26 protein-coding genes are annotated in these 25,154 nt (G+C 71.9%); 16 read left to right on the forward strand and 10 right to left on the reverse strand.

Annotation, left to right across the window (positions count from 1 at the left end; genetic code table 11):
* Positions 1-42: 42 nt before the first annotated feature.
* Entirely contained in the window at positions 43-504 is a 462-nt protein-coding gene (locus AC27L3_RS18115; protein ID WP_487235068.1) for a hypothetical protein, read from the forward strand.
* An 8-nt stretch (positions 505-512) separates the two neighbouring features.
* Entirely contained in the window at positions 513-1,025 is a 513-nt protein-coding gene (locus tag AC27L3_RS18120; RefSeq protein WP_487235069.1) for a DUF3592 domain-containing protein, read from the forward strand.
* 66 nt (positions 1,026-1,091) lie between these two features.
* On the opposite strand, the gene AC27L3_RS18125 is transcribed toward AC27L3_RS18120, so the two are convergent.
* The gene (locus AC27L3_RS18125; protein ID WP_487235070.1) at positions 1,092-1,670 is read right to left on the reverse strand and encodes a hypothetical protein; all 579 of its coding nucleotides are present in this window, start codon (positions 1,668-1,670) and stop codon (positions 1,092-1,094) included.
* Positions 1,671-2,125: 455 nt separating this feature from the next.
* Positions 2,126-3,019, reverse strand: a complete 894-nt coding sequence (locus AC27L3_RS18130) for an NADP-dependent oxidoreductase (RefSeq protein ID WP_487235071.1) — start codon at positions 3,017-3,019, stop codon at positions 2,126-2,128.
* Between the two features lie 69 nt (positions 3,020-3,088).
* Here AC27L3_RS18130 and AC27L3_RS18135 point away from each other — a divergent pair, with 69 nt between their 5' ends.
* The 7 genes from AC27L3_RS18135 to AC27L3_RS18165 all read left to right on the forward strand — a co-directional run bounded on the left by AC27L3_RS18135 (position 3,089) and on the right by AC27L3_RS18165 (position 10,946).
* A complete protein-coding gene (locus AC27L3_RS18135; protein ID WP_487235072.1) occupies positions 3,089-3,694 on the forward strand; it encodes a TetR/AcrR family transcriptional regulator in 606 nt (201 codons plus the stop codon).
* Positions 3,695-3,804: 110 nt separating this feature from the next.
* Positions 3,805-4,224 carry a YciI family protein gene (locus tag AC27L3_RS18140; protein WP_487235073.1) on the forward strand — a complete coding sequence of 140 codons (420 nt, stop codon included), beginning with the start codon at positions 3,805-3,807 and terminating at the stop codon, positions 4,222-4,224.
* Complete coding sequence (locus AC27L3_RS18145; RefSeq protein ID WP_487235074.1) at positions 4,221-5,393, forward strand: RNA polymerase sigma factor; 1,173 nt, start codon at positions 4,221-4,223, stop codon at positions 5,391-5,393. Before AC27L3_RS18140 ends, AC27L3_RS18145 begins: the two co-directional genes overlap by 4 nt.
* Before the next feature lie 140 nt (positions 5,394-5,533).
* Positions 5,534-6,823, forward strand: a complete 1,290-nt coding sequence (locus AC27L3_RS18150; RefSeq protein WP_487235075.1) for a serine/threonine-protein kinase — start codon at positions 5,534-5,536, stop codon at positions 6,821-6,823.
* Between the two features lie 624 nt (positions 6,824-7,447).
* A complete protein-coding gene (locus AC27L3_RS18155; protein ID WP_487235076.1) occupies positions 7,448-9,415 on the forward strand; it encodes a hypothetical protein in 1,968 nt (655 codons plus the stop codon).
* Between the two features lie 82 nt (positions 9,416-9,497).
* A complete protein-coding gene (locus AC27L3_RS18160; protein WP_487235077.1) occupies positions 9,498-10,115 on the forward strand; it encodes a GNAT family N-acetyltransferase in 618 nt (205 codons plus the stop codon).
* Between the two features lie 171 nt (positions 10,116-10,286).
* Complete coding sequence (locus AC27L3_RS18165; protein WP_487235078.1) at positions 10,287-10,946, forward strand: NADPH-dependent FMN reductase; 660 nt, start codon at positions 10,287-10,289, stop codon at positions 10,944-10,946.
* A 193-nt stretch (positions 10,947-11,139) separates the two neighbouring features.
* Here AC27L3_RS18165 and AC27L3_RS18170 read toward each other — a convergent pair whose 3' ends face one another.
* Complete coding sequence (locus AC27L3_RS18170) at positions 11,140-11,751, reverse strand: TetR/AcrR family transcriptional regulator (RefSeq protein WP_487235079.1); 612 nt, start codon at positions 11,749-11,751, stop codon at positions 11,140-11,142.
* Positions 11,752-11,896: 145 nt separating this feature from the next.
* On the opposite strand from AC27L3_RS18170, the gene AC27L3_RS18175 reads away from it, so the two are divergent.
* Positions 11,897-13,063 (forward strand): FAD-dependent oxidoreductase, encoded by a 1,167-nt coding sequence (locus AC27L3_RS18175; RefSeq protein ID WP_487235080.1) that lies wholly within the window; start codon positions 11,897-11,899, stop codon positions 13,061-13,063.
* Positions 13,064-13,081: 18 nt separating this feature from the next.
* Here AC27L3_RS18175 and AC27L3_RS18180 read toward each other — a convergent pair whose 3' ends face one another.
* Positions 13,082-13,948 (reverse strand): TauD/TfdA family dioxygenase, encoded by an 867-nt coding sequence (locus AC27L3_RS18180; protein WP_487235081.1) that lies wholly within the window; start codon positions 13,946-13,948, stop codon positions 13,082-13,084.
* Between the two features lie 136 nt (positions 13,949-14,084).
* Positions 14,085-14,507: a hypothetical protein gene (locus AC27L3_RS18185; RefSeq protein ID WP_487235082.1), complete on the reverse strand. Its 423-nt coding sequence runs from the start codon at positions 14,505-14,507 to the stop codon at positions 14,085-14,087.
* 151 nt (positions 14,508-14,658) lie between these two features.
* On the opposite strand from AC27L3_RS18185, the gene AC27L3_RS18190 reads away from it, so the two are divergent.
* Positions 14,659-15,894, forward strand: coding sequence for an ATP-grasp domain-containing protein (locus AC27L3_RS18190; protein ID WP_487235083.1), 1,236 nt, complete (start codon positions 14,659-14,661; stop codon positions 15,892-15,894).
* Entirely contained in the window at positions 15,891-17,591 is a 1,701-nt protein-coding gene (locus AC27L3_RS18195) for an IucA/IucC family protein (protein ID WP_487235084.1), read from the forward strand. Before AC27L3_RS18190 ends, AC27L3_RS18195 begins: the two co-directional genes overlap by 4 nt.
* 61 nt (positions 17,592-17,652) lie before the next feature.
* Here the strand turns inward: AC27L3_RS18195 and AC27L3_RS18200 are convergent, their stop codons facing one another.
* Both AC27L3_RS18200 and AC27L3_RS18205 read right to left on the reverse strand, forming a co-directional pair.
* On the reverse strand, positions 17,653-19,929 hold the full coding sequence (locus AC27L3_RS18200) for a heavy metal translocating P-type ATPase (RefSeq protein WP_487235085.1): 2,277 nt from the start codon (positions 19,927-19,929) through the stop codon (positions 17,653-17,655).
* 89 nt (positions 19,930-20,018) lie between these two features.
* Positions 20,019-20,318 (reverse strand): heavy-metal-associated domain-containing protein, encoded by a 300-nt coding sequence (locus AC27L3_RS18205; protein ID WP_487235086.1) that lies wholly within the window; start codon positions 20,316-20,318, stop codon positions 20,019-20,021.
* A 560-nt stretch (positions 20,319-20,878) separates the two neighbouring features.
* Here AC27L3_RS18205 and AC27L3_RS18210 point away from each other — a divergent pair.
* Entirely contained in the window at positions 20,879-21,613 is a 735-nt protein-coding gene (locus AC27L3_RS18210; RefSeq protein WP_487235087.1) for a dienelactone hydrolase family protein, read from the forward strand.
* An 81-nt stretch (positions 21,614-21,694) separates the two neighbouring features.
* Positions 21,695-22,213, forward strand: coding sequence for a GNAT family N-acetyltransferase (locus AC27L3_RS18215; protein WP_487235088.1), 519 nt, complete (start codon positions 21,695-21,697; stop codon positions 22,211-22,213).
* On the opposite strand, the gene AC27L3_RS18220 is transcribed toward AC27L3_RS18215, so the two are convergent.
* Both AC27L3_RS18220 and AC27L3_RS18225 read right to left on the reverse strand, forming a co-directional pair.
* The gene (locus AC27L3_RS18220) at positions 22,210-22,533 is read right to left on the reverse strand and encodes an AzlD domain-containing protein (RefSeq protein WP_487235089.1); all 324 of its coding nucleotides are present in this window, start codon (positions 22,531-22,533) and stop codon (positions 22,210-22,212) included. The two genes, AC27L3_RS18215 and AC27L3_RS18220, sit on opposite strands and share 4 nt — an antisense overlap.
* Entirely contained in the window at positions 22,530-23,213 is a 684-nt protein-coding gene (locus AC27L3_RS18225; protein WP_487235090.1) for an AzlC family ABC transporter permease, read from the reverse strand. The genes AC27L3_RS18220 and AC27L3_RS18225 overlap by 4 nt, the downstream gene beginning before the upstream one ends.
* Before the next feature lie 59 nt (positions 23,214-23,272).
* On the opposite strand from AC27L3_RS18225, the gene AC27L3_RS18230 reads away from it, so the two are divergent.
* Both AC27L3_RS18230 and AC27L3_RS18235 read left to right on the forward strand, forming a co-directional pair.
* Positions 23,273-23,845, forward strand: coding sequence for a helix-turn-helix domain-containing protein (locus AC27L3_RS18230; RefSeq protein WP_487235091.1), 573 nt, complete (start codon positions 23,273-23,275; stop codon positions 23,843-23,845).
* Between the two features lie 363 nt (positions 23,846-24,208).
* Positions 24,209-24,610 carry a hypothetical protein gene (locus AC27L3_RS18235; RefSeq protein WP_487235092.1) on the forward strand — a complete coding sequence of 134 codons (402 nt, stop codon included), beginning with the start codon at positions 24,209-24,211 and terminating at the stop codon, positions 24,608-24,610.
* Between the two features lie 28 nt (positions 24,611-24,638).
* Here the strand turns inward: AC27L3_RS18235 and AC27L3_RS18240 are convergent, their stop codons facing one another.
* On the reverse strand, positions 24,639-25,124 hold the full coding sequence (locus AC27L3_RS18240) for an RICIN domain-containing protein (RefSeq protein WP_487235093.1): 486 nt from the start codon (positions 25,122-25,124) through the stop codon (positions 24,639-24,641).
* Positions 25,125-25,154 lie beyond the last annotated feature (30 nt).

The raw sequence follows: 25,154 nt of genomic DNA on the forward strand, positions 1-25,154 counted from the left end.
ATCCGCCCTTAAGATCGTTCACTTGTCCGCTGAAGGGGAGACATGCGCAAGATCATCATCGGTACGGCTCTGGCGCTGACCGCAGTTCTGCTGACGGGCTGCGGCAGCGACGACCACCCGGCGGCCGCCGGCAAGTCGGCGTCCGCGTCCGCGAAGCCGGACGGCGGAAGCGGCAAGGCCAAGAGTGGCGAGGCCAAGAGCGGCGAGGTCAAGCACGAGGTGACCCTGGAGGTCCAGGGCACCGGAACGTCGTCGGTCTACTACAACCTGGACACCAACAACCTGGAGCAGGTGCAGCTGCCCTGGAAGAAGACGGCCACCGTCACCCTGACGACGGACGCCGAGAAGAAGGTCGGTCAGCTGGTCTCCGTCGCCCCCGGCTCCGTCACCGGTTCCGACGGCATGCTGCACGAGGCCGCTTGCTCCATCACCGTCGACGGCAAGAAGGTGGCGGACAACCAGAACGGCACGTCCGGCAAGCAGTGCTCGTACACGGTGAAGTAGACGGGGACATGGACGTGATCGACATACAGCGGCGGACGCAGAACCCGGCGCAGACGCGGGCCGTCATCCGGTGGGTCACCATCGGGATGTTCACCATCGGCGGGCTGCTCCTGGTCATCGGCCTGGTCCTTGCGGGCGTGTCGGTCTCCTACCTGAACGACGCGGAGCGGACCCCGGGCACGGTGGTGGCCCTGGACTGGGAGCACGGCCACGGCGGCGGATCCCGCGGGACACGGGCGGACGACGAGCCTGCGGCGTACCCCGTGATCGAGTTCACCTCGAAGGACGGCGTGCGAAGGAAGTTCCGGGACTCCACGGGTACCAACCCGCCGTCGTACGCGGTGGGCGAGCGGGTGGAGGTGCTCTACCGCGCGGATTCCCCCGAGGACGCGCGCATCAAGGGATTCGCCTCCCTGTGGCTGCCGCCGCTGATCGTGGGCGGGATCGGGTTCTTCTTCGCCGCGATCGGCACGGTCTTCGCGCTGGTGTCCCGGCGGCTTCCCGGCGGTGCGACGCGCTGAGGAGCAGCCGAGGAGCAGCCGAGGAGCATCTGCACCGGGCTGCGGCACGGACGGAGCTCTCAGCCGTCAGTCGTCGTCCTTGTTCCGCCTGTCCTCGTTCCGCCTGTCCTCGTCCTCGTCCGAAGCGGCCAGGGCCTGGGTGATCATGCGGGTGGCGAAGTTGCGGTCGTCGGTGATGCGGTTGATGTGCTCCGCGAGCAGGAAGGCGGTGGCTTCCAGCGGAGTCAGCTCGTCCTTGGTCCAGAACCCGTACTGCCTGCGCCACAAGTTGGGGCTCAGCCCGGTGCCGGCGGCGACGAGCAGGCCGGCCATGGTGGGGATGACCTCGGGCTTGACGCTCTTGGGCATCAGACGCATCGAGCCCACCAGGTTGGGCACCACGAAGTCGATGACGTCCTCGTCCTGGGCCTCGTAGGCCATCCGCAGCCACTGCATGTACATGAAGATGAGCGTGCACGTGCCGTCCAGCACGTCGTTGGCCCCTCCGGGCCCCAGGGAGGCGGCGAACCGGTCGATCATGTCCTGCTGTTCGGGATCGGTCTCCGTCTTGCCGTCATAGATGGCCTTGAGCCGGGAGTCGACCATCATGAGCGCGGTGCCCACATCGCCGGCGGGTGCGTTCTCGGGGTCACAGGGCGACGACACAGGGCTCCTCCTCGTGCGACCGCGCCGGCCGGCGTGGCCCGTCCGTTGGCACAACTCCGCGACCACTACTGGGCGCACCGGCACAGTAGCGCCTCCGAGCCTGCCGTCAGGCCAGGTCTTCATTTCATCCCACGGGTACTGCCGGCGGGAGTGAAGGCCGATGCAACCGGACCGGCACCGGTTACGCCTGCCTTCACATTGCCCGCGGCGAACCTCACGTCCGGCCCGTCCGACGAGGCCGCCCCGACGTGCTCCGGCCTCACCTGGAACGCGTACACGCTGATGTGGGCGGCGGTCGCGCCCCGCTCGGTCCAGCTGAAGCTGGCCACGGAACGGCGGAGGCCGGTGCCCGCACCCACTGTCAACCGCGTGCATGCTCTGCCTCTTCACCGTGTTCTGGGACGGCTGGTCAGGGGCGGGCCGCTCGAGCCGCGCCCCGGCCTGAGGACGACCTTTCAGATGATCAGGACCCGCCGCCCGCGCGTGTGACCGGCGCGGCTGTCGATGTGCGCCGCCGCGGCCTCGGCCAGCGGGTAGGACTTCTCGACCGGGATGTGGAGCTTCCCCCGCGAGATGAGGTCGACGGCCTCGGCGAGCGCGTCCGGCACGCTGCCGGCCACGCCGGAGAACCGGACTCCGAGCTGAGGGGCGCCGAGGTCGGCGATCGAGATCACCTTCTGCGGGTCTCCGGTGAGCTCGACGAGCTCGCGGATCACGCCCGAGCCGGCCAGGTCCAGGGCCGCGTCGACCCGGCCGAGCCGCCGTACCCGCTCGACCCAGCCCTCGCCGTACGTCGTGGCGAGAGCGCCCAGGCCGCGCAGATAGTCCTGGTTCGCGGCCCCGGCCGTGCCGATCACCGTGATGCCGCGGTCGCGGGCGATCTGCAGCACCGCCGAGCCGACGCCCCCGGACGCGCCGCTGACCAGCAGCGTCTGTCCGGGCTGCACACCGACCTCGCGGAGGATGCGCAGCGCGGTCTCCACCACGGAGGGGTACCCGGCCGCCTCTTCGAATGTCAGGCCCTCGGGCATACGGGCCCAGGCCGACAGCACGGCGAACTCGGCATACGTACTTGTGCCTTCGCCGAACACGCGGTCGCCGACCTCGACCCCTTCGACGCCTTCGCCGACCTGGTCCACCACACCGGCGGCGTCCAGCCCGACTCCGGAGGGCAACCGGACGGGGTGGGCCCCGAGGACCTGGCCTTCACGGATCCTCCAGTCGACGGGGTTCACGCCTGCCGCCCGCACGGCGACGCGTATCCGGCCGGGACCCGCGTGGGGCTCCTCGGCGTCCACAAGCTGCAGAACATCAGGGCCGCCGAACGCGGCGAAGCTCACCTTCTTCATGCGCCGACCATAACCCTAACGGTTAGTGTTTTGGAACAGTTGTTGTTAAGTGCTTGGTAGCGTGAGGGCATGACTGCGCCGACCGGACGCCGCGAACGCAAGAAGGCGGCAACCCGCCAGAAGATCGCCGACACCGCCCTGCGGCTCTTCCTGGAGCGCGGGTACGACGCGGTGGGCATCCGCGACGTGGCGGCCGAGGCCGACGTGGCCGTCACCACGGTCTTCTCCCACTTCGCCTCGAAAGAGGCCCTGGTGTTCGAGCAGGACCACGACTTCGAGCAACGCCTCACCCGGGCCGTCACCGACCGGGCGCCCCACGAGCCGCTCCTCGCCGCCCTGCGCCGCGAGGTCCAGGCCCTGGTACGCCACTGCACGGCGGAAAGCGCCGCCCCCGTCCGGCGCATGATCGACGCATCACCCGCCCTGCGGCAGTACGAGGAGTCGATCAGGCTGCGCCACGCCGAGTCGCTGGCAGCGGCCCTCGCCGCCGATCCCGTCCTGCCCCTGACCGCGACGGCCTGCCGGACGATCGCGAGATTCGTCATCGACGCCTATGCGCTGGCCCGTGAAGAGGCCGATCCGCAAGCCGCGGTGGACGAGATCTTCCGGATGATCGAGGCGGCCTGGGCCGTCGCCTGCCCCTCCGCAAACCCGGCAGGCACGGCCGGACCGTAGCCGAGCGGCTCAAAAAAATCTTGGACAGCGATGTCGAGAACCCGTGGCCGGCTCCGTCCCCGGGGTGAACGCGACCACAATGGGGCGCACCAGCACCGAGGAGAACCATCATGGCCAAGTACTTGCTGCTCAAGCACTACCGCGGCGCCCCTGACCCGGTGAACAACGTACCGATGGACCAGTGGACGCCGGAGGAGATCTCCGCGCACGTGCAGTACATGAACGACTTCGCGGCCCGCCTTGAGAAGACCGGCGAGTTCGTCAGCGGTCAGGCGCTCGCCCCCGAGGGGGAGTGGGTCCGCTACGACGGTGAGGGGCGCCCGCCGGTCACCGACGGACCGTTCGCCGAGACCAAGGACCTCATCGCCGGCTGGATGATCATCGACGTCGACAGCCACGAGCGCGCCGTCCAGCTGGCCGGGGAACTGTCGGCCGCCCCCGGGGCGGGCGGCAAGCCGATCCACGAGTGGCTGGAGGTACGCCCGTTCCTGACCGCGGAGCCCGGCACCACGGAGTGCCCTCACCGATGAACGAGGCCCTGCTCAGGAGCCTCACGCCGAGCGTGCTCACCGTCCTCGTCCGCCGCGGAGCCGACTTCGCGGCGGCCGAGGACGCCGTGCAGGACGCGCTCGTCGAGGCGCTGCGCGTCTGGCCCGCCGACCCGCCGCGGGACGCGAAGGGCTGGCTGGTCACCGTCGCCTGGCGCAAGTTCCTCGACGCGGCCCGCTCGGACGCCGCCCGCCGCCGGCGCGAGGACCTCGCCGACGAGGAGCCGGCGCCCGGGCCCGCACCCGCGGTGGACGACACGCTCCAGCTCTACTTCCTGTGCGCCCACCCGTCCCTGACCCCCGCATCGGCGGTCGCGCTCACGCTCCGCGCCGTCGGCGGGCTGACCACCCGCCAGATCGCCGAGGCCTACCTGGTACCCGAGGCGACCATGGCCCAGCGCATCAGCCGGGCCAAGCGCACCGTGGCCGGCGTGCGGTTCGACCGGCCCGGCGACGTCGCCACCGTGCTGCGCGTCCTCTACCTGGTCTTCAACGAGGGCTACTCCGGCGACGTCGACCTCGCCGCCGAGGCCATCCGCCTCACCCGGCAGCTCGCGGCCCGCAGCGACCACCCGGAGGTGGCCGGGCTGCTCGCCCTCATGCTGCTCCACCACGCCCGCCGGGCCGCCCGGACCGCGCCCGACGGCAGCAGCCTGGTGCCGCTCGCCGAGCAGGACCGCAGCCGGTGGGACACGCACCTGATCGCCGAGGGCATCACGATCCTCCAGGCGGCCCTCGCCCGCGACCGGCTGGGTGAGTTCCAGGCCCAGGCCGCCATCGCGGCCCTCCACGCCGACGCGCCCACGGCCGCCGAGACCGACTGGGCGCAGATCGTCGAGTGGTACGACGAGCTCACGCGCCTGACCGACAACCCCGTCGTCCGCCTCAACCGCGCCGTGGCCGTCGGCGAGGCCGACGGACCACGCGCCGGCCTGGCGGCACTCGCCGAACTGGACGCCTCCCTGCCCCGCCACACCGCGGTGGCGGCGTACTTCCACGAACGCGACGGCGACCCGGCGACGGCGGCACGGCTGTACGCCGAGGCGGCCCACAAGGCCCCCAACCTCGCCGAGCGCGCCCACCTCACCCGCCAGGCCGCCCGCCTCAACGCCAGCCTCAACGCCCGCCTCGACGCCGGCCGAAGCCGCTGACAGGGCATGCCGCCCCTGGGCCCCGTCGTCACATAGCCGAGGGAGGGGGGTGTGCTGGTCGTGCCATCCGCGTCATGATCCTGCCTGCACCGGATCGCGGTGGACGGACGGGCAGGGCGTGGCGGACGGAGAACGCGGTGATGGAGGGTCAGCTTCTCGGTGGTCGATACCGGCTGGGGCGCCTGCTCGGCGAGGGCGGTATGGGGCAGGTGTGGGAGGCGCGCGACGAAGCCCTGGCCCGGCCCGTTGCCGTCAAAGTGGTCTCCCTGCTCGCCGGAGGCGGGACCCGCGGAGACCAGGCACGTGCAAGGTTCCTGCGCGAGGCACGCATCACCGCCGGGCTCCGGCACCCCGGCATCGTGACGGTCCACGACCTCGGCGAGTCCGGCCAGGGAGAGAACAGGGTCCCGTTCCTGGTCATGGAACTGGTCCAGGGCGAGGGCCTCGACGCGGTGCTGCGTCGCGGCGCGGTCGCACCGGCACTCGTTGCGCGGTGGAGCGCCCAGATATGCGACGCGCTGGCCGCGGCGCACGACGCCGGAATCATGCACCGGGACATCAAGCCGTCGAACGTGCTCATCACCCCGTCCGGCAGCGTCAAGGTCCTCGACTTCGGCGTCGCGCGGGCCGCCGACCCCTCCGCCACCGGTGACCGCCTGACACGGACCGGGTTCATCGTCGGAACGCCCCCGTACATGGCCCCCGAGCAGGCGCGTGGTCGCCCCGAGCCGAGCAGTGACCTCTACGCGGTCGGCTGCCTGATCTTCGAACTGCTCACGGGACGCCTGCCGTTCCAGGCCCCGGACACGGTCGGCTTCCTCACGGCGCACCTGACCGAGGAACCGCCGACGCCCGGTTCGGTGGCCGCGGGGATCCCTGCGGCGTGGGACGACCTCGTCCTCACCCTGCTGTGCAAGGAGCCCGCCGGGCGCTACCCGGACGCCGGTGCCCTGGGCCGGGCCCTGCGCCGGCTGGACCTCCCGCCCGAATCCGCGCCCCCGGTGCTCACCCCCACCGTTCCGGCCACCACCCCGGAGACGGGCCGGACCTCGACCGCCCGGAGGAAAGAGGCCGCAAAGCGGTTCGGGCTGCCGGCGGTCCTGCTCGTGGCCACGCTGATCGCTTTCCCCGACCCGGCATGGCTCACCTACGCGGGCTCGGGCTTCCGCTACGTCTCCCTCACCCTCATGATGGCCCTCCTGGGATGCGCCTCGGCGCTCACACCCCGCGCCGGGTCCCTGCTGCGCACGACCGGATACGTGACAGCGCTGCTGAATGCCGCCAACACCTGGTTCCTCGTCCTGGGCATCGACGCGGGCCGCTGGACCAACGACTCCGTGTGGGCGTACGGCACGGTGGTCGCCCTGGCCCTGGCGACGTACGCCCACCGCGACATCACCACCCGCCGCGCCATGACCCCCGCGTCCTAGACGTTGCCGCGGCCCCACCGACCGAACCCCCGGGGCCAAGCCTCCGCCGGTCAGGACCCGTCCCGTGGACTTGGTGAAGGTGACGCTGCCGTCGGCCGGTACGGACCCCGCGCTGAGGTCCAGCGCGAACGAGCCCCGCGTCATCGGCAGGCGCACGCAGTACGGATGTCGACGTGGGCCATGACCGCCGGGCTCCGGGCGCCGAGCGCCACCCCTGGTCCGCCAGCGCCTTGGCGGCGGCAGCCGTCGGGCACAGATCCGCCTGCGCCTTGCCGACCTTCGGCTGCGGAGCGGGCAGCAGGCGCGGAGTGGTCCCCGTCGCCGCGCCGGCCCAGGCCGGGGCACGGGCGGTGGCGACCGCCGCGCAACCCGCCGCCGCAACGCGGGTCCAGCGCAGGGACATGACGACTCCTGTCGACGGTCGCGGGGCCGACGGTCGCGGGGACGCGGCTCGGGGAGCGGCCTCCCTCCACGCGACCACGCCGCCGCCGCGCCCGACCCTCGCAGGGTGAACGCGCACCGGGGAGGGCGGCGTGACCGTTCGGCGGGCGGGCAGCTTCAAGGAGTCGACAGTCTTGCAATCGGCGACCGGCCGCTGTCCGGCCGCCGAAGGAGGCAGGTTGCGTGACAGCCGTACACAACCGTCGTGCCGACGGTCCCCTACCCCGGTTCGACCGAATCCGGTTGATCGCGGTCAACGAGCTTCGCGGCGTGACCCTGCTCGACGTCGTCGCGCAGTCAAAGGATGCCTCCGAAGGCTCCGACTTCTATGTTTCCGGGAGCAGGACGGACGTTTCGGCTCTCTGCGAGGAGCATGCGCCGGACGTGGGGAGGGCGATTGCGGACTTTGTGGCCCGCAGCGCCCCCGACCGCGTTGTCGTCCGCATCCGGGTCGGACAGCGGCCCCCCGGCCGATCCCCTGGTGAGCCAGCGGAGCGCGGCCTGTTCGGCCCGCTGTACGAGACATCCGACGCATACGGGATCGCCGCCGACGGCGGGCTGGCCGCCAGCATGAGGGCGATCGCGGATCTCCGGCGGCATTGGGCATCACGCCCGGTGGAATACGACGGCTCCACCGTCCTCGTACGAGCGGAATGCGGGACATGCGGCTGTCTCCTGCCCCGGCGCATCCGCCCGGAGGCTCTGCCCGATGTGCTGCACTGCGCCGCCTGCGGAGGGCCCGGCGAGGCAGGCCCGGTTCCGCCGGGCCTGCCGGAGCTCACCGTGGAGGGCCTTCGGGTGCTGGTGGACACCGGCCTGTTCGACGTCCTCTACGGCGGAAGTCGGCAATGCCCGATCGGTAGGTACGACGGCCGCTGGAAGGCCGTCCTCATCGGCGAGAACACCCGCGACGAAGCCACGACCATTTCCCTCCCCGCGGAAACTCCCCTTCCCCGCACCTGCCCGCAGCGACTGGGATTCGTCGCCCGCAACGACACACTGTACGACATAGCAAGCACTGCGATCTCGGTCGACAGGACGCCGGCGATGCTGGCGTTCACCGAGGTCTGCTACGGCTATTTGTGGTGCATGTTCGACGGCGGCGTCACGTGCCGGAAGTGCATCAACGGTCTGGCGGCGCAATCCATGTACGCGACGTTCGCCGAGTACTACCACTTCGCGTCCGACGTGAACGAGTCCCTCGGCGAGCTCTCCCGGGCGACGGCGCAGTACATCCACCACTGCCTGACCGAGCATCCGGATTCCGCGCTGTGCCAGGTCATGGACAGCTTCGTCCTGGCGACCCAGGCCGTGTACCTCGATGTGCTGCACCCGAAGGCCACCGAGCTCCGGGTCGACGGGGACGAGGCACAGGCGTTGCGCTACCGGATGCTCAACAGCGGAGCCCGCACCATCACCCTCCTCAACCTGCTGGAGGGAACGCACAACGGCATCGTGACCGGCGAGCACATCGAAGCCGTGACCATGATGATGTTCAGCGTGCACGACGCGCTCGACCGCCGCTGCGACGTGCGCGGCACCGAGGCGAACAACTTCTTCACCATCGTCGCGGCGCACAACGGCACGGAGAGCGCCGACTTGCTCGGACGCTTCTGCACCGATGTGCTGGCATGGGCGGTGGACAGGCAGTCGATGTGGCCTCTCTTGGCGGCCGGCCGACTCCTGCTGTGGCAAATACACTGCTGCCGCTACCGAAGCGTCGAGATTCTCGACAACCTGAGGGTGGTCGAGCAGCCAGTCGTCGACCCCTACCAGGACCACGTACTGAATGCGTTCAACCCCCTCTTGCAGGAGGGTGGCGCCGAGCCCGCGCCGGACGTCATGCCGGTCGACCGATTCTCGGTACGCGCCCGCTGCTCGAACCGCGCCTGGTACGACCGGCAAGTCGGCGCATGCCTCGACCACTTCGCCACCTGCGGGACATGCAACGGGTACGACCGGGCTTCCTGGGCGGAACGGGCCGCACGAGCACAGCATGCGTACGTGAGGAAACAGGCCGGGGACTGCGAATGCGTCGACGCCATGGCCGTGTACAGCGCTCTCGTGCTCCTCGGAAATGTCTGGTGGGCTGCGAGCAGTGCTGCCGAGTACACAGGGCCCACCGGGGATTGGGACCCCTTCCTCGTCTGAAGAGGTCGTCTTTCTCCCGTGGTTTCTTCGGGAATCCGACTGCACGACCCCGCAGGAACGTTGTCGATCATGCAGGTGCAGAATGACCCATGTGCCCATGAAGAACACGCCGCAGATGGCGACGCTCGACGACGTCCGACCGATCAGCCGCGCGCTGGCCCGTGCTTTTGACGACGACCCGATGATGCGCTGGTTCTTCCCCGACGACGCCTCCCGCCAGGTGCAGTTGGGTCGCTACTTCACCACTCTCTTCACCCGGCAGTACGCCCTCCACGGTGTGTGCGAGCGCACCGACGCCGCGGCCGCGTTCTGGGTGGCGCCGGAGGGGCAGGAGAAGGCCGTTCCGGATGCGGGGACGATCCGGGAGCTGCAGGAGATCCTGGGCGACCGGGCCCCGGTGTTCCGCGACGCCGTCCAGGCGGCGGCCGCGCACGCGCCGCAGGAGCCGCACTGGTACCTGGCCGTGATCGGCGCCGACCCGGACGCCCGGGGCCAGGGCCACGGGTCCGCGCTGCTGCGCTCGGGCCTGGCCAAGGCCGACGCGGCGGGCCTGCCCGTCCACCTGGAGTCCTCCAAGCCCGACAACCTCCCCGTCTACGAGCACTTCGGCTTCGTCGTGCGCGAAGAGGTGCAGCTGCCCGGCGGCGGGCCGGTGCTGTGGGCGATGCGGCGCGAGCCGGTCCGCCCGGCCGGTGCCTGACGGCCTGACGGCCTGACGGAGCGTACGTACGCCCCCGCGTCGTCACGCGGCCGACCGTGACCCGGTCGGCCGACGTCCGCTCGTCCGGTGGCCGTCGTCCGCGCGATGCTGGAGGAGCGTACGGCGTCGTGCCGGCGCGCTGCCGAGGCGGATCGCCGGGAGGACGTACTCATGGCCACCGATGCCCACCCCGGTCCGCTGCGGATCCTGGTCTTCGGGGCCGCGCTGCGGGCCGGGTCGCTGAACGCCCGCCTGGCCTCCCTGGCGGCCCGGCTGTTCACCGAGGCCGGCGCCGACGTCGATCTCGCGACGATGCGCGAGTTCGACATGCCGCTGTACGACGGTGACGCGGAGGAGACCGAGGGCCTGCCGGCGGGCGCCCGGGCCCTGCACGACCGGATCGCGCGCTGCGACGCGATGGTGATCTCCTCGCCGGAGTACAACGCCTCGGTACCCGGCGTGCTGAAGAACGCCATCGACTGGGTCTCCCGCTTCCGGCCCCAGCCGTTCAAGGACAAGCAGGCGCTGCTGCTGTCCGCCTCGCCCTCACTCGTCGGCGGCAACCGCGGCCTGTGGACGCTGCGCATCCCGCTGGAACACCTGGGGACCCGCGTCTACCCCGACATGTTCAGCCTGGCCCGCTCCCACCAGGGCTTCACCGACGACGGCCTGCTCGCCGACCCCTCGGGTCAGCAGCGTCTGACGGACACGGTGCGGGCGTTCCTGAGCCTGGTCGAGGCGGACACGCGGTACGTGTGCCTGCAGCGCCGCTGGTACGAGTTCCTCGGCGACCACACGGACGCCCCCGTCACCCAGCGCACGCAGGACTAGCCGGACCAGGCGCCCCGTAAGGGGCGCGGGGAACTGCGCGATCGGCCGCCGACGGCCCGCAGTCGACGCGCCACCGGGGCCCGGGCGAAGCAGAGCACTGCGTCTGCGGGCGCGTCGTGGCTTGTCGCGCAGTTCCCCGCGCCCCTTACGGGGCGCCGTGGTGGCCCCGCGACGAAGATCGGCCGGACAGGCCCTAGCGGCCGCTGCGTGCGGCCCAGCCCCGCTCCAGGAGGGCGAAGATCTCGTCCGCGGCGCGCTGCGGGTCGGGGTGGCGGTGGGCGACGAGGGGGGCCTCCAGGGCGAAGCGGGCCAGGGCGGCGCAGGCGGCGTCGTCCTCGGGAGCGCCCGTCTCCTCGGCGATGGCGCGGGCCAGGGCCGTTTCGTGGCGGATCCACATCCGGTGGGCGTACTCGCGCAGGGCCGGGGTCTCCTCCACCATGCGGGCGAACTCCGCCAGCTGCGGTCCTCCCGAGTGCCCGCCCGGCGGCTGGGGGATCAGGCTGTGCGGGCCCACGGCCGTCACCAGGTGCTCGCGCAGGGCCTGGGGGACGGAGACGCCGGGTGCGCGATCGCGTACGGCGGCGACGAGGGCCGCCTCGATGTCCTGGTCCAGGTCGAAGACCAGGGCCTCCTTGCAGGGGAAGTGCTTGAACAGCGTGGTCACCGACACGTCGGCGGCGTCCGCCACCTCCTTCACGCCGACCTGGTCGTAGCCGCGGTCGAGGAAGAGCTCCAGGGCGGCGTCGGCCAGGGCCTTGCGGGTCTGGGCCTTCTTGCGCTCGCGGCGTCCGGTCGGTGCGTTCACCGGCCCACCATACCCCGCGAACGACGCCGCAAGTTGAGCGAGGCAAAAAGTTAAGTCGTTGCACTTACGTAGTGGGTGTGCTTTCGTGGAAGTGCCGCATCCGGCACGCACTCCCCACCCCCCTCCACCGTCGAAGGAGCCTTTGGTGAACGCCCATTCCGCCCGCATCGCCGTCGTCGGAGCCGGCCCCGGCGGGCTGATATGCGCCCGCATCCTGCAGGTGCACGGCTGGTCCGTCACCGTCTTCGAGCGCGAGGCGTCCGCTTCCGCGCGGACGCAGGGCGGCACGCTCGACATCCACACCACCACCGGCCAGCAGGCACTGCGCGAAGCCGGACTGCTGGAGAAGTTCCACGAGCTGGCCCGGCCCGAGGGGGAGGTGTGGCGCCAGATCGACCCGTTCACGGCCGAGGTCCTGGTGGTCGACAAGCCCGCCGACGGCGAGGCCGGCCGGCCGGAGATCGACCGCGGGCAGCTGCGCGGGCTGCTGCTCGACTCCCTCGCCCCCGGCACCGTCCGCTGGGGGTGCCCGGTCAGCCGTGTCGTCCCGCTCGGCGACGGTACGCACCGGCTGCTGCTCCAGGACGGCACGGCGCAGGACTTCGACCTGGTCGTCGGCGCCGACGGCGCCTGGTCGCGCGTCCGCCCGGCGCTGACCGACGCCATGCCCCGCTACACCGGCGTCACCTTCGTCGGAACCGGATTCGAGGACTCCGACACCCGTCACCCGGCGTTCGCCCACCTGGTCGGCGACGGCACCATGTCGGCCCGTTCCGGCAGCAAGGCACTGTCGGCCCAGCGCAACAGCGGGGGCTACCTCGACGCCGTCGCCATGTTCCGTGCGCCGGAGGACTGGTACGTCGCCGCGGGCCTCGACTTCGCCGACACCGCCGCCGTACGCGCCCACCTGCTGGCCAAGTACGACGGCTGGCACGACAGCCTGCTGTACCTGCTGCGGGCCGGCGACAGGGAATTCGTCAACCGGCCCCTGTACGCCCTGCCCGTGCCCCCGGCCTGGGACCACGTGCCCGGGCTGACGCTGGTCGGCGACGCCGCCCACCTGATGCCGCCGCTGGGCGTCGGCGCCAACCTCGCCCTCCTCGACGGCGCAGAGCTCGCCCTGGCGCTCGTCGCCCACCCGCACCTCGACGCGGCGGTCCGGGCGTACGAGGAAGTCATGCTGCCGCGCGCGGCGGACCTGGCCGCCCGTACCGCGGAGGGCCTCGGCCACTTGCTGCCGCCGGAGGGCGCGCCCGAGCCCGTCCCGGGGGCCAGGGGCTTCGAGGGCTATCAGGGGCCGAGCGGCTCGTAGCGGCAAGCGTGCAACGGTTCAGTCGGCCCACACCCGCGCGAGGCAGCGGCCGGCGTGCGGTGGGGGCGGGTCGGCGAACGCCGTCCTGCCGTGCAGGACGGTCATGTTGTCCACCAGCAGGAGGTCACCGCGGCGAAGCCGCACGCGCAGGGCCATGCGCGGATCCGCCAGGACCTCGTCGAAGGCGTCCAGCGCGGCGACCTGGGCGGTGGACAACGGGCTTCCGTGCTCCTGCTGGCCGCGGTTGATCCAGTACCGGTTGTACTGCATGTACAGGCGGCCGGCGCTGCGCCGGAAGACGGGGTAGATGTGCTCGAAGTCCGGCCCGCGGCCGAAGTGGAAGTCGCGGTAGAGGTCGGGCAGGACATCCGGCCGGGCCCTGAGCAGGACGTTGTGGACGGCGTGGCCGCTCACCAGCACCGACTCACCGCCGTGGCGCGCCGGGCGGATGCAGAGCATGCCCAGCAGCCGTGGCGGTCCGGGAAACGTCGCCCGGTCGGTGTGCAGGGCGAGGTCTTCCTCGGTGGGGTGCACGCGGGCCGGAGGCGCAGGGGCGGGGGCCGCGGCCGTCAGCAGGCTGTCGCCGGGGCGGTTGCGGTTCACAGGGCGGACGTCGCCCAGCGACGCCATGAAGCGCCGGCACGCCTCGACGCACTCCTCGTCGGTCAACGTGTCCAGGTCGAGGCCGCGTACCACCGCCAGCCCGGGACCGTAGTGCAGGCACTGCGTGGCCCGGGCCGCCGGATCGCCACCGCCCCGGCCCGGGGGCACATCACCCGTGGTGTCTTCCGGCAGCGGAGGATGCGCCGGAACCAGCCAGTCCCGTTCCGCGAGCGTCGCGCCCTGCCACGCGGAGGGTCCCATGGCCGCAACCGGTGCGTCCATCAGCCGGCTCCTTCCGCTCTTCTGCGGATGCCAATGTGCTTGCCCCGCCGCCGACTCCGCAAGAGGGGAACGCCATGGGCCTTGCCGGGAGTGGGGGTGCCCCCTCCGAACAAGCGGACAGGGCCGGGCAGGCGTCTCAGGGGCGGACCAGTACGCCCACGGTGCCGAACGCGTACGACGCCCCGTACCGGTCGTCGCCCCGGAAGGTGGCGACGTAGCCGTTGGTCAGCGTGCCGGCGCTCGCCGTGCCCAGGCGGAGGGGCCCGATGCACGCGGCATCGCCTGCGGCACCGGTGACGGCGCGGCAGATCTCGCTGCCGTCGGGAGTGCTGAACTCCACGGACTTGCCCTTGAGCGGCTTGCCGGTCTCGGCGTCGTACAGAAAGGCCCTCGCACCGATGGAGGGCGGGAAGAGGTTGGCGTTCGCGTTCTGGGCAGAGATGCGCGTCATGTGGGGTGCGCGGGAGTCGTGCTCCCCGTGAGCCGAGGCGACGTGGGTGCAGGACAGGACCGTGGCGGCGGCGAGGAGTGCGGTGCCGAACCAGGACCGTACGGACATGCGGGGCTCCTTGAAAGGCGGGTTCCGGAGCTGAATGATCTGCTCCTCATACTGGTCGCCTAACGGTGGGACGCGGCGGAGGTTACGGGCGAACGGAGTAGGAGGCGTGGCATGCGCCAGGTCAACTCCTCTCTGCCGCCGAGGGATTGACATGACCGGTGCCAGTTCTACAGTCTCCCTCGTGCTGTATCTGCTGGCGCTGCCCCCCACCGACTCCGTCACGGAGGGCTACCTTCCCGCCGCAGCCCGGCTGGGGCTCGACGTCACGCTGCTGACCGACGCACCCGAAGCACACCGGCGGGCCTACGAGGGGCGCGGCGGGGAGGCGTGGCCCCGCATCGACATCGTCCCCTGCGAGGTACGCGACTTCCGCGAGGTGATCGCCCGCATTGCGGCCCTCGACCGCCGGCCGGAGGCCGTGTTCACCAACAGCGACCACCTCCAGGTGCAAGCGGCGCTCGCCGCCGAATGGTTCGGCCTGCCGGGCAAGGGCTGGCGAGCCGCGCTGCTGACCAAGAACAAGGCACAGATGCGGCGGGCCCTCGCCGAGGCGGGGCTGGAGAGCGTATGGAGCACGGAGCTGACCCGGCCCGGGGACGAGCAGGACGTCCGGCCCCCCTTCCCCTGTGTGGTCAAACCCCGCGAAGGGGTGGCCAGCGAGGACGCCGAGCTGGTCGAGGACCGGGCGGAGCTGCTGCGCCACTGCCGGGACGTGTGGTCCCGGCGGCCCGGCCTGCCCCTGGTCGTCGAGGAGTACCTGCCGGGATCGTTGCGCACCCTGGAGACCCTGGGCGACGGACGCGACCTGCACATCCTCGGTTCCTTCCACGAAGTGGACGTCGAGCCTCCGCACTTCGTCCTGCGCCGCGCCGATCTGCTGCCGGCGCCGTCCCGGACGCATGGGGAGCAGGTGGTCGCACGGCTCGGGGCCCTCGGTGTCGGCTTCGGCGCCTGCCACACCGAGTTCGTGGACGAGGACGAGCGGATCCGCGTCGTCGAAGTCAACTACCGCTCCGCCGGCGACCAGGCCGACCTCGGTCTCGCCGAGGCGCTCGGCATCCCCTTGTTCGAGCACATCCTCGGCACCCACCTCGGCCACCCGCTCCCGGCCGACCTCGGCGCACGGCGAGCGGGACGGCTGCTGCGTATCGAGACCGTGCACGCCGAGCGCGCCGGAACCCTCGCGTCCGCACCGGGGCCCGTGGAGTGGGACCGGGAGGGGGTGCGGCTGGTCTACCGGCCGCAGCGCACGATCGGCGAGGAGCACCCCCTTCACCACTCCGACCGCGACCATCTCGGCGTCATACGGGCCACCGGACCCGACCAGGACCGGATCGGACGTGTCGTGGCGGAGTTCCGCGCCGCCCATCGCTGGGAGATCGTGTGACGGCGGCGGAGGAGGAAGTCCTCGCCCGGGCCCTCGGCGCCCTGCTGCGGGAGGACCCCTACGACCTGCGCCCCGGGGCGGTCGTCGAGCACCGGCCCGACGGTGACTGGCTCGCCCTTCCCCATGCGGACATTCCCATACGTCCCGACGGCTTCCAGTGCGAGATCCGGGTTCGTCCGGTGCCCGGCCTCGATGCCGTGCTGGACCGGCTGCGTGAGGCCGTGGCCGAGCGGGATCTACCGGGTTTCGACGCCTTCCGCGCCGAATGCGACCAGGCTTTGACCACGGTCCGGTTGCAGCGGCGGGAGCGGTCGCGCGTGGTCGCGGGACTGGCCGAGGAGCACGGGCCCGTGGAGGAGTGGACAGGGGTGCGGGGGTCCCTCGCATTCGAGGCGCTGGCCGCCTTCCGGGACCATCCGGTCTACCCCACCGGTCGAGTGCGCAACGGCCTCGACGAGCGGCAACTCCTGGCCTACGCACCCGAGTTCCGGCCCGTCTTCGGTCTGCGCTGGCTCGTGCTGCCGCGTGATGCGCTGGCCCTCGGGCGGCGGGCCCGGCTGCCGCGCTGGTGGCCGACGCCCGCCTCCCTCGGCCTGCCCCGGTCCGGCGACGGGTCCCTGGCACTGCCCGTTCATCCGCTCACCGCCGAGGGCCCCCTCGCCGAGGCCGTCACCGCCGCCGGCCTCGCCGGCCGCGCGCGGCTCGCCGGGAGAACATGGCCGGCCGTGGTCCCCACGCTGTCCATGCGGACCGTCGCCGTTGCCGACGACCCCGGCGTCCACATCAAACTTCCCCTGGCCACGTCCACCTTGGGACTGCTCAACCGGCGCACCATCAAACCGGGCGTCCTGCCCGACGGCGAGTGCGGTCAGCGACTGGTGGCGCGGATCGCGGCCCGCGAGCCCCGCCTCGCCGACGCCGTGCTGCTCACCGACGAACGCACCCACCTGGGCGCGGGCCACGAACTCCTCGCCGCGCTCGTCCGCCGCTACCCGCCCGGGCTCGACGACGCCCATGTGGTGCCGGTCGCCGCCCTGCTGGCCACCTGCCCCGACGGCCGTACCGTCGTCGACGTGCTCGCCGAACGCCACTACGGCGGCTCGGTGACCGCGCTGCTCGACGCCTACCTCCGGCTGCTGCTGGACTGGCACACCACCCTCTTCTCCTATGGCATCGCGCTCGAATCGCACCAGCAGAACACCTCGATCGTCCTCGACAGCCACGGCGGCACCCCCCGGGTGCGGCTGCTGCTCAAGGACAACGACGGGCCACGCGTACACCCCGCGCGTCTTGCCGCACGGATCGGCGAGGGGGCGGCCGCCGGTCTGCTGGACTTCACCGACCCCCGGGTCCTCGTCACCGACGACGGCCCGCTGGCCGATCTGTTCACGACCGTGACCGTTCATCTGTGCGCGGCTGCCCTTGCCTTCGAACTGGCCGAACGCGGCCGGGGCCCGTTGGACACCTGGCTGGGGCTTCTCCGGGACCGGCTCACCGAAGCCGTCGACCGGCTTCCCGCGGAACCGGCCGCGGTGCTGCGCGCGCGGGTGCTCAAGGCGCCCCGGCTGCCGATCAAGGCGATGGTCACCGCCGGAACGCTCTTCAGCAAGAACCGCTCGGGCGCCGTGGACATCAACAAGTACTACGTCGACGGGCCCAACTACCTGCTCACCACCGATGCGGAGCGGCCGGTGTGAAGGGGTGTGCACACCTCGAAGGCCCGGCCGTCCGGCGGCCGGGCCTTCGAGGTGTCTGCGTTTACGTGAAGCGGCGGAGCCGAAGGCTGTTGGTGACGACGAAGACCGAGGAGAAGGCCATGGCCGCGCCGGCGATCATCGGGTTGAGCAGCCCGGCCGCCGCGAGCGGGAGTGCGGCGACGTTGTAACCGAAGGCCCAGAAGAGGTTGCCCTTGATGGTGCCGAGGGTGCGGCGGGAGAGCCGGATGGCGTCGGCGGCCACGAGGAGGTCGCCGCGGACGAGGGTGAGGTCGCCCGCCTCGATGGCGGCGTCGGTGCCGGTGCCCATGGCCAGGCCCAGGTCGGCGGTGGCCAGGGCGGCGGCGTCGTTGACGCCGTCGCCGACCATGGCGACCGAACGGCCCTGGGCCTGGAGGCGCTTGACGACATCCACCTTGTCCTGGGGGAGGACCTCGGCGATGACCTCGTCGATGCCCACCTCGCGGGCCACGGCCTCGGCGACGGCCTTGTTGTCACCGGTCAGCAGTACCGGCGTCAGGCCCAGGCGGCGCAGCTCGGCCACCGCCTTCGCGCTGGTGTCCTTGATCGCGTCGGCCACGGTGAGGACGCCCCGGGCCTCGCCGTCCCAGGCGACGGCCACGGCCGTACGGCCTTCCGCTTCGGCGGCGGCCTTCGCCGCTGCCAGCTCGGCGGGAAGCTCCATCGCCCACTCGGCCAGCAGCTTCTCCCGCCCGACGAGGACCGCGTGGCCCTCCACGACGCCCTGCACGCCCAGTCCCGCGACGTTCTCGAAGCTCTCGGGGGCGGGCAGGGTGCCGGTACGGGCGGTGGCGCCGTCGGCGATGGCGCGGGCGATGGGGTGCTCGGAGGCGTGCTCCAGCGCGCCGGCCAGGCGCAGCAGGTCGTGCTCGGTGACGCCGGGGGCGGTGATGACGTCGTGGAGGGCCATGCGGCCGGTGGTGACGGTGCCGGTCTTGTCCAGGACGACCGTGTCGACGCGGCGGGTGGACTCCAGGACCTCGGGGCCCTTGATGAGGATGCCGAGCTGGGCGCCGCGGCCGGTGCCGACCATCAGGGCGGTCGGGGTGGCCAGGCCCAGGGCGCACGGGCAGGCGATGATGAGGACGGCGACGGCGGCGGTGAAGGCGGCGGTGGCGTCGCCGGTCACGAACAGCCAGGTCAGCAGCGTGCCGAGGGCGATCAGCAGGACGACGGGGACGAAGACGCCGGAGATGCGGTCGGCCAGGCGCTGGACGGCGGCCTTGCCGTTCTGCGCGTCCTCGACCAGCTTGGCCATGCGGGACAGCTGGGTGTCGGCGCCGACCCGGGTGGCCTCGACGACCAGACGGCCGGAGGCGTTGACGGTCGCGCCGGTGACGGCGTCGCCCACGGTCACGTCGACGGGGACGGACTCGCCGGTGAGCATGGAGGCGTCGACGGCGGAGCTGCCCTCGACCACGGTGCCGTCGGTGGCGATCTTCTCCCCGGGCCGGACCACGAACCGGTCGCCGACCATCAGCTCGGCAGTGGGGACGCGCACCTCGCGCCCGTCGCGCAGGACGGCCACGTCCTTGGCGCCCAGCTCCAGCAGCGCCCGCAGGGCCGCGCCCGCCTTGCGCTTGGACTTCGCCTCCAGATAGCGGCCGGCGAGAATGAAGGCGGTGACGCCGGCCGCGGCCTCCAGGTAGATCGAGGAGGAGCCGTCCGCCCGCGAGATGGAGAAGTCGAAGCCGTGCCGCATGCCCGGCATGCCGGCGTGGCCGAGGAACAGGGCCCACAGCGACCAGCCGAGGGCCGCGAGCGTACCGATCGACACCAGCGTGTCCATGGTGGCGGCGCCGTGCCGGGCATTGGTCCAGGCGGCCTGGTGGAACGGCAGCGCACCCCAGACGACGACGGGAGCGGCCAGCGTGAGGGAGAGCCACTGCCAGTTGTCGAACTGCAGCGCCGGCACCATGGCCATCAGCACCACCGGCAGCGCGAGCACCAGCGAGACCATCAGCCGCTGCCGCAGGGCACCGGCCTCACCACCGTCGTGGCCGGTCTCCTCCTGCGGGGTCTCCGCTTCCGCGCGGGCGGCCGGCTCGGGCGGTTCCTGAGCGGTGTAGCCGGTCTTCTCGACGGTGGCAATCAGATCGGCGACCTCCACCCCCGGCCCGTAGGCGACCTTGGCCTTCTCGGTCGCGAAGTTGACCGTCGCCGTGACGCCGTCCATCCGGTTGAGCTTCTTCTCGATGCGGGTGGCGCACGAGGCGCACGTCATGCCGCCGATGGAGAGTTCCACCGCGGAGGCGGATGCGGCGAGTGCCGGTGTCTTCTCGGGAGCGATGCTGGTCATTGCTGTGGGTCTCCTGGGGGAGGGCCGGGCCGTACGGCGGCCATATCAGTGGGGCGGTACGGCACGGCAGAGGACTACCGGGGGGTATCTCAGGCGCGGCCGGCGAGCTCGTAGCCCGCCTCGTCCACGGCGGCGCGCACGGCCTCGTCGTCCAGCGGGCCGGCGGAGACCACGCTGACCAGGCCGGTGGCGGCCACGGCCGTCACGGACCTCACGCCGGGGATCGCGGAGACCTCCTGCGCGACCGAGCCCTCGCAGTGGCCGCATGTCATGCCGGTCACCTTGTAGACCGTCGTGATGCCGCCCCGGACGTCGGCCGGGACGCCGGTGCCGCAGGTGCCGGCCGGGGTGCAGCAGGAGCCGGTGCCGGAGATCGTCTGGGAGGTCATGGCTACTTCCTTCGGGACGCAGGTGTGGTGCCGTGCGGAAGCGGTGCCGGGTGCTGCCCGGCGTCCTTCCGACAAGAAGAACGATATACCCCCCTGGGGTATTCCGGAAGGGTGAAGGCGAGGTGCGTCCGCCCGGCCGATCGCCGGGCGCGTAGTAGGGGCCCCCTCGGGGTGGGGAGAGCCGCGGCTGCGGCGCGGCACGCGCGTGGCGGCCGGCCGTGGCCTACAGGTGGGCGGATACCCCCGGGTCCGGGCGGTGCCGCATCGTGAGCAGGTCTTCGCCTTCCCGCCGCGCCGCTTGATACCCCCGCCCGGTACCTCTTGCCAGAAGCTTCCAGGCGAGTGCTGGCGCCTGCATGATCCGGTGGGCTACGTTGTGCGGCGATGACTACCGGGACGGCCTTGCGCCACACACGGATGGGTGACCCGGTGCTCTGCTGAGCGCCGTGCGGGCCGCTGCAGGCCCGCTGTTCGATCGGGGAGCCGGCGCTGCCGCGCGGGCTCCGCCTCCGTCGTGTCGACCACAGATTTCGACATGTCGACCGCGACAGGAGGATTCCATGCCCATCAAGACGCTGCAGATTCCCACCCCCGACGGCCTGGCCGACGCCTTTGCCGCCTTCCCCGACCATGGCGACCGGCACCCTGGGGTGCTGATGTACCCGGACGGCTTCGGCATCCGGCCCGTACTGCGGGAGATGGCTCAGGAGCTGGCCGGGCACGGGTACTACGTGCTCGTCCCCAACCTCTTCCACCGGCACGGCCCGGCGCCGGTGATCGCACTTCCCGAGCACATCGGGGAAGAGACCCGGCCCCGGGTCATGGCCGAGTTGATGCCCTTGATCGAGGCGCACACCGCCGAACGCGCCCTGCGCGACGCCGGCGCCTACCTCGGGTTCCTCACCGCCCGACCCGAGGTCGGCGCCGGTCCGGTCGCGGTGACCGGCTACTGCATCGGCGGCCTCCTGGCGATGCGCACCGCCGCGGCCCACCCCGATCGGGTGGCCGCCGTCGCCGCATTCCACGGCCCCGTGGGCGCCGACGGGCCCGGCCTCTTCGAGAAGATCACCGCCCAGGTCCATCTCGGCCATGCCGAAGGCGACCTGACACCCGATGCCCTCGGTGCGCTCAACCAGGCCCTGGATGCCGCAGGTGTCGACTACACCTCCGAGATCTACCCCGGCACCGTCCACGGCTTCACCATGGCCGACACCGACGCCTTCGACGCCCGCGGGCTGCAGCGCCACTGGGACCGGCTGCTCCCCCTCCTGGACCGCACGCTGACCAACCGCTGATGCCCCTGTGATCGCATAGCCTGCCGAGCAGGATGAGAAGCCCGGGGGATGGCGATGACCGTGATACTGAGCTCGGCAGGTGTGACACTGCGTCCATGGGAGGCCGGTGATGCCCCCGCGCTGGCGGCGCTGGCCGATGACGAGGAGCTGCGCCGCTGGACGTCGCACCGGGTGGCCGACCGGGACGAAGCGGAGCGCTGGATCGCCGCAGAGGCGGCGGGGTGGAAGACCCGGGAGCGGCTCGGTTTCGCGGTCCTCGCACAGGAGCAGGTCGTGGGGCACGTCGTGCTCAAACGGCCGGGCGGCGCGGGCGCCGTGGCCCAGATCGGCTACTGGACCGGTGCTCCCGCGCGCGGCCTCGGTTTGACCTCCCGGGCTGTCGAGATGCTGACGGCCTGGGCCTTCGACCCCGATGAGGGGGAGGGCCTGGCCCGCCTGGAGCTGATCCACAACGTGGGCAATCCGGCCTCCTGCCGGGTGGCCGAGAAGGCGGGCTACGCCCTGGAGGCCATCCTCCCGCCTCGCCCACCGCGCCCGTTGGAAGGGCATCTGCACGTGCGGGAGCGCGGGGCCGTTCCGACACTGCCGGGCAGGGCCTAGGGGACGCCGAGGAGGCGCAGGGCGGCGGTCGCTGCGGCGGCCGCCAGAACCACCGCCAGGAAGGGCACCTTGCGCCAGGCCAGCACACCGGCCACCAGGACACCGGCCGGTCGCGCGATGCCGGCCGGTCCGTGGCCCTCCGTCAGCGCTGCGGTCGCGACCAGTGAGGCGAGGAGGACGACGGTGGAGATCTCCATGAGCCTCTCGGCCCGTGGCGGAAAGGTCATCCGGCTGCGCAGGTACGGCCCGGCCAGGCGCAACGCGAAGGTGCCGCCTGCAAGGACCAGCGTTGCGGCGAGGAGAACGGGGGGATGAGTCATGCGCGGGCCTTCTCCCGTACGGCGGTGACGGACAGTCCGGTCAGGGCGAGCAGGACCGGAAGGCCGGCGGGCAGGAAGGGGGTGGCGGCCAGGGCGACGGCGGACCCGGCGAGGGCGGCCCTGCGCTTCTCCCGGTCGCGGAAGGCCGGGACGATCAGGGCCAGCAGGACGGCGGGGAACATCGCGTCGAGACCGAGGGCATCCGTGTCGTCGATGACGGTGCCGATGGCGCCACCGGCGAACGCACCCAGCGGCCAGCACACGAGGATGCCCAGCCCGCACGTCCAGAAGGCGGCCTTCTTGCGGGGCAGGTCTTCCTGGGCGAGGGCGAAGACGACGCTTTCGTCGTTCATCAGGTGGGTGCCGAGCGCGCGGCGCCAGCCGCTGCCCAGGACGTCCGGCAGGGCCAGGCCGAACGGCAGGTGCCGGGCATTGACCAGCAGGCCGGCGAGAACGGCGGCGATCGGGCTGCCGCCGGCCGCCACGATGCCGATGAACAAGAACTCCGAGGAGGCGGCGAGGACGGTGAGGGCGAGCACCACGGGGAGCCAGAGCGGAAAGCCCGAGGCGACGGCGATCGCCCCGTAGGACAGTCCGATCACGCCGACGGCGAGGCACACCAGGGCGATGTCGCGCAGGACCGCTCGATCCAGTGTTCTGCATATCGACTGCACGTTCATTAGAATGAACACCATCGAGGTCGTTCGTCAAGGCGAACGTATGACTAATGGAGCGAACGATGTCGCAGGAGCCACCGTCCCCCGCCAAGGTGCCGCTCGAAACCATCGCGGCCGGGCTGCGCCGTGAACGCGCCCGCTCCGGGCTCTCCCTCAGCGAGGTCGCGCGCCGGGCCGGCGTCTCCAAGTCGACGCTGTCCAACCTGGAATCCGGCAGCGGAAACCCCAACCTGGAGACGCTCTGGGCCCTGTGCGTGGCCCTGGACGTCCCGTTCTCCCGCCTGCTGGACCCGCCCCGCCGCAGCACCCAAGTGATCAGAGCGGGCGAGGGCGCGGCCGTCGCCGCCGCGGAGTCCGACTACCGGGCCACCCTGCTCTCCGCCAGCCCGCCCGGTGCCCGCCGCGACGTCTACCGCATCGACGCCGAACCGGGCACCGTTCGCGCCTCCGACCCCCACATGCCCGGCGTCGTCGAACACCTGCTGCTCGCCAGCGGCCGCGCCCTGGCCGGCGTCGCGGGCGAGGCCGTCGAGCTCGGCCCCGGCGACTACGTCGTCTACCCCGCGGACCTCCCGCACGTCTTCGAGGCCTTGGAACCGGCGACCCGCGCCGTCCTCGTGCTGGAACACCCCTAGGCCGTGTCCGGCGGATCGTGCAGCGCCCCGTCAGGGGCGCGGGGCGTTGTCGATCTGCGGCTGCCGCCGCGTGGGCGAGATACGGCGCCCCGTCTGCGGGCGCGTGGTGGCTTGTCGCGCAGTTCCCCGCGCCCCTACGGGGCACTGCATGATCTGCCGGACCGGACCTAGGCCCTCGGGCCATGCCCGACGGGACAAGCGCCACAGCCCTCGGTCGGGTGGTTTGGAAGCGACTCTTCGCCGTCTCGTCGCGCCGACCGGAAGGATGGTCTGCTGTTGCCGTCGCCGGATGACGTCCGGTCCGACGGGACCAAAGGGGAGGGAATCATGGTGGGAACGAAGCGGTCTGCCACCCCATGGGGCATGGCGCTGGCCTTGATGACGGTCATGGCTGCGGTTGCGGCACCGGCGACTGCCCACGGCCGGGCACCCGGCCGGGCACACCTGGCCCAGCGCATCGTGCTGACGAACGCGGACAACGGCCGGTCCGTGACCGCGAGCCTGGGCGACGACGTCGAAGTCCGGCTCACCGGTTACCGCGACCACGGACTCACCTACAGCTGGAGCACTCCGGCGTCCGGCGACTCCACCGTCCTCCGGCGTACCGCCGGCGGTACGGCGCCGAACGGCGACGCATCAGCGGTCCTCCGCGCGGAAGGCGACGGCACCGCCGCCATCACCGCGCAACGACACTGCCGCCCGGACCGGGGCCATGTCTGCCCTCTGCTGGTCACGCCGTGGAAGGTCACCGTCGAGGTGCAATGACCGGCCGAGGCGGGAGCGGCGGTGCGCCTCACTGGATGTACTTGAGGGTCCACTTCTGATTCGGCAGTCCCTGGTTGTCGTTGGTCACGACCGGCGACCGGTTCGCGCCGTTCCAGCCGCGGTCGGGTTCCAGGACGCGGCCGAAGAGGTTCGCGATACGGGCCGGGTCGGGCTGGTTCGCCGGGTCGACGTACCAGAGCTGATCGACGTTGCCGAAGCTGTTGTCGCAGGTGGACAGCCAGGTCGCCCAGCCGCTGGGGCCCTGCGCGTATCCCGCGAGGCACCGGCCGTCCCTGCGGTTCACCATGTGGTAGCGGCCCCGGTCGTCGGCGACCAGGTCCCACAGCTGGTACGCCTCCGTGGTGCAGTCCCACACCCGTACGCGGTCCTCACCGTCCGGGAAGCCCATGCAGCGGCCGGTGCCGTAGTTCCTGACCTGGAACGGCCCGACCGCGCGCGGGGCGGGAGCCGCCGGGGCCGTCGCAGCGAAGGCGGCAACCAACGTCGTTGCCAATACGGCGAGTCGTGTGCGTGGTTTCACGAG

The sequence above is a fragment of the Streptomyces sp. PKA51 genome (genome assembly GCF_057552455.1).